This is a genomic window from Corynebacterium sp. HMSC072A02, from assembly GCF_001810085.1.
Taxonomy (GTDB): domain Bacteria; phylum Actinomycetota; class Actinomycetes; order Mycobacteriales; family Mycobacteriaceae; genus Corynebacterium; species Corynebacterium hesseae.
The window spans coordinates 1-2,375 of sequence record NZ_KV799880.1 but is presented as its reverse complement, the minus strand read 5'-3'; the positions used below and the strand labels follow the sequence as shown (position 1 = coordinate 2,375).

At 59.2% G+C, this 2,375-nt stretch carries 5 protein-coding genes; 3 read left to right on the top strand and 2 right to left on the bottom strand.

Features of this window, described 5'->3' with window-relative positions; genetic code table 11:
- Positions 1-196: 196 nt before the first annotated feature.
- The gene (locus tag HMPREF2698_RS12245) at positions 197-544 is read right to left on the bottom strand and encodes a hypothetical protein (protein WP_246818417.1); all 348 of its coding nucleotides are present in this window, start codon (positions 542-544) and stop codon (positions 197-199) included.
- A 154-nt stretch (positions 545-698) separates the two neighbouring features.
- Here HMPREF2698_RS12245 and HMPREF2698_RS12240 point away from each other — a divergent pair, with 154 nt between their 5' ends.
- The 3 genes from HMPREF2698_RS12240 to HMPREF2698_RS12235 all read left to right on the top strand — a co-directional run bounded on the left by HMPREF2698_RS12240 (position 699) and on the right by HMPREF2698_RS12235 (position 2,181).
- Positions 699-1,451, top strand: coding sequence for a hypothetical protein (locus HMPREF2698_RS12240; protein WP_232755700.1), 753 nt, complete (start codon positions 699-701; stop codon positions 1,449-1,451).
- A gap of 104 nt (positions 1,452-1,555) precedes the next feature.
- Positions 1,556-1,678, top strand: a complete 123-nt coding sequence (locus HMPREF2698_RS13695) for a hypothetical protein (protein ID WP_256375535.1) — start codon at positions 1,556-1,558, stop codon at positions 1,676-1,678.
- On the top strand, positions 1,678-2,181 hold the full coding sequence (locus HMPREF2698_RS12235) for a recombinase family protein (protein WP_083303850.1): 504 nt from the start codon (positions 1,678-1,680) through the stop codon (positions 2,179-2,181). The genes HMPREF2698_RS13695 and HMPREF2698_RS12235 overlap by 1 nt, the downstream gene beginning before the upstream one ends.
- A gap of 3 nt (positions 2,182-2,184) precedes the next feature.
- Here the strand turns inward: HMPREF2698_RS12235 and HMPREF2698_RS12230 are convergent.
- The coding region (locus HMPREF2698_RS12230) for an integrase core domain-containing protein (protein ID WP_083303849.1) at positions 2,185-2,375 on the bottom strand (191 nt) is incomplete at its 5' end.

Genomic DNA, 2,375 nt, shown 5'->3' with positions numbered 1-2,375 from the left:
TAAAAGAAGCGGAACTAAACCCAGGACGCTTCAGCCCTGGATTAGCTTATCCAGGGCCTGTGGATTCAGGTTTCGTGCAACGCAGCAAGAACTACTAGTCGGCGAGAACTACTAGTCGGGGAGCGCTGCTAGCCAGCGTGCGTTGCTAGTCGGCGTGCGTTGCTAGTCGGCGTGCGTTGCTAGCCAGCGTGCGTTGCTAGTCGGCGTATGCGAGGCGACGGGAGCCGTCGACATGCGGGTACAGTACCCACGCAGCGCCAGCAACGAGCGCGAATGTGAGCGTGACTCCCCAGGCTGGCCATTGCGCGAGAGGTGCGAGCATGAGCGCCAGCCACCAAAGCATTAACGGCACGAGCATGCTTATCGACGGCACCGTACTTACCCGCTTCTCTTCCGCGAATGCCCTCATCTCGCCCCGGTAGGGGTGGAGCAAAGTGATGGCGACAGCAAGGGCAACGCATCCGAGCGCGATGAGGAGTTTGGGGCCGATCGCGAGCTGGGAGACCATGACTGCGATGGATCCGGCGACGCCCACAGTTCCCATGACTCTGACGATGAGCGGAGTGGGGATTGGGGTGGTCCGGGTGCGGACGTCGTAGGCGTATATGGAGGTGGACGCTACCATATGACCTGCGATAGAAAATATGTTCGATAATTTCAATTGACCTTGGTTCGCCCGCGGAGCATAATCAGCTTCCGTGAGTGGAACAAGTGTTCGCAAGACGGTCGCGGAGGTGGACCTGGCGGCATCGACGGTATCGACGGGCTCCAGTGGTTCTGCGCACGCTGAACAGATCGCCCAGCTCCGCTCCAAAATGGCGCAGATCGGCGGTGCTGTCCCTGGTGGTGATGGGGATGGTACCGGCTTCGCACAGAAGATCACAGGCAGCGAAGATGTGGTTTCGCTCGGTGAGCAGTTTCGATTTCTGCTTCCTGGCGGTGGTCTACCGCGCCATGCTGTCACACATATGAGCGATACACCGGCGCTGGTTGCGGAGATGCTTCTCCACGTTGTGGAAGCAGGTGGTCACGCCGGTGTGGTGGGGTGGCCGGAATTGTCTTATGCCGGAATTGACCCGAAGTATCTGGGCCGCATTATCGCTGTGCCGGATCCAGGGGTGGACCCTTTGGGTGTTGCCGCGGTGCTCACGGAGGGGCTGGACTTGGTTGTGTATCGCTCGCCAGTGGCGCTTGCTCTCTCTCCGGTGCGGTGCCGTCCACTGTTGGGCAAGCTGCGCAAAGGTCGGGCAGCACTGATGATGGTTGGCGCAACGGTGCCGTCTCCTGCGCTGACTGTCACGGGCGATATTCAGGCTTTTCATGGCATTGGTCGTGGTACGGGCCGCATTACTGGTGTGGATATTCGGGTGCGGGCGCAGTCGAAGGGTGGGCGTCCGGCGTCGGCAAGCATCACTGTGGGGCAGGCTGCTGTGGAAGCGTCAACGCCTTAATCCCGCGTCAATCGATTTCAGTCTGGCAAGGACTGTTTCTTGTGACGGCGATCCGATTCGAAAAATGGCGTTTTTCATACGGGTACAAATGGAATCTCACTCGTATGAAGAAGACGATTATTCGGCTACCAGCTACACCAACCGGCGACCCTAACTGGGACTACATGGAGCGCTTCATGAAGGGGTTGCCGTTTTCAGCTGCGCTTGCTGACGGGGTGGATGTTTAATGCTCATCGGCTACGCACGTGTCTCCACGTCGAAACAAGGGCAGTCTCTCGACACCCAGCGTGAGGCGCTCATCGACGCTGGCTGCGATGAAAACCACATCTACACAGATACGATCTCGGGCACGAAGTGGCAGCGCCCCGGCCTTGATGACGCGCTGGCGTATATGCGCCCCGACGACACGCTGGTTGTGACCAGGCTCGACCGTCTTGGTCGCAGCCTCGCTGAGACGGTGAATACTATCGCTGACTTGGCGGAACGTGATATCAACGTGAAAGTGCTCGAACCCGCGCTGGACACGTCGCGTCCTGCTGACAAAGTGGTCATTAACGTCATGGCCTCTCTCGCTGAGTGGGAAAGAGACCTGCTGATCCAGCGCACCCGTGAAGGCGTAGCGCGCGCCCGCGCCCAGGGCAGGGTCGCCGGGCCGAAACCGAAGCTCACTAACGAGCAAGCCCAGGTTGGGGTTGCCCGCAAATCGTGGACACGTAGTGGAGCTACCTAGTGGTTAGGCAGCTATTTCTTTTCTGCTGTTGATTGCGCCGGCGTGGTTCTCGAAGTCGACGGGGCTGACCATTCCGAGTGCAGAGTGCCGGCGCCGACGGTTGTAGACGACTTCAATCCAGTAGGCAACGGCCTTGCGTGCAGCATCACGGGTTGTCCATCGCTTACGGTCGTAGAATTCAGTCTTTAGCGTCG

Excerpts from the sequence above, each read along its gene's own strand:
- HMPREF2698_RS13695 (WP_256375535.1), top strand. The coding sequence starts at position 1,556 with ATGAAGAAGACGATTATTCGGCTACCAGCTACACCAACCGGCGACCCT.
- HMPREF2698_RS12245 (WP_246818417.1), bottom strand. The coding sequence starts at position 544 with ATGGGAACTGTGGGCGTCGCCGGATCCATCGCAGTCATGGTCTCCCAG.
- HMPREF2698_RS12235 (WP_083303850.1), top strand. The coding sequence starts at position 1,678 with ATGCTCATCGGCTACGCACGTGTCTCCACGTCGAAACAAGGGCAGTCT.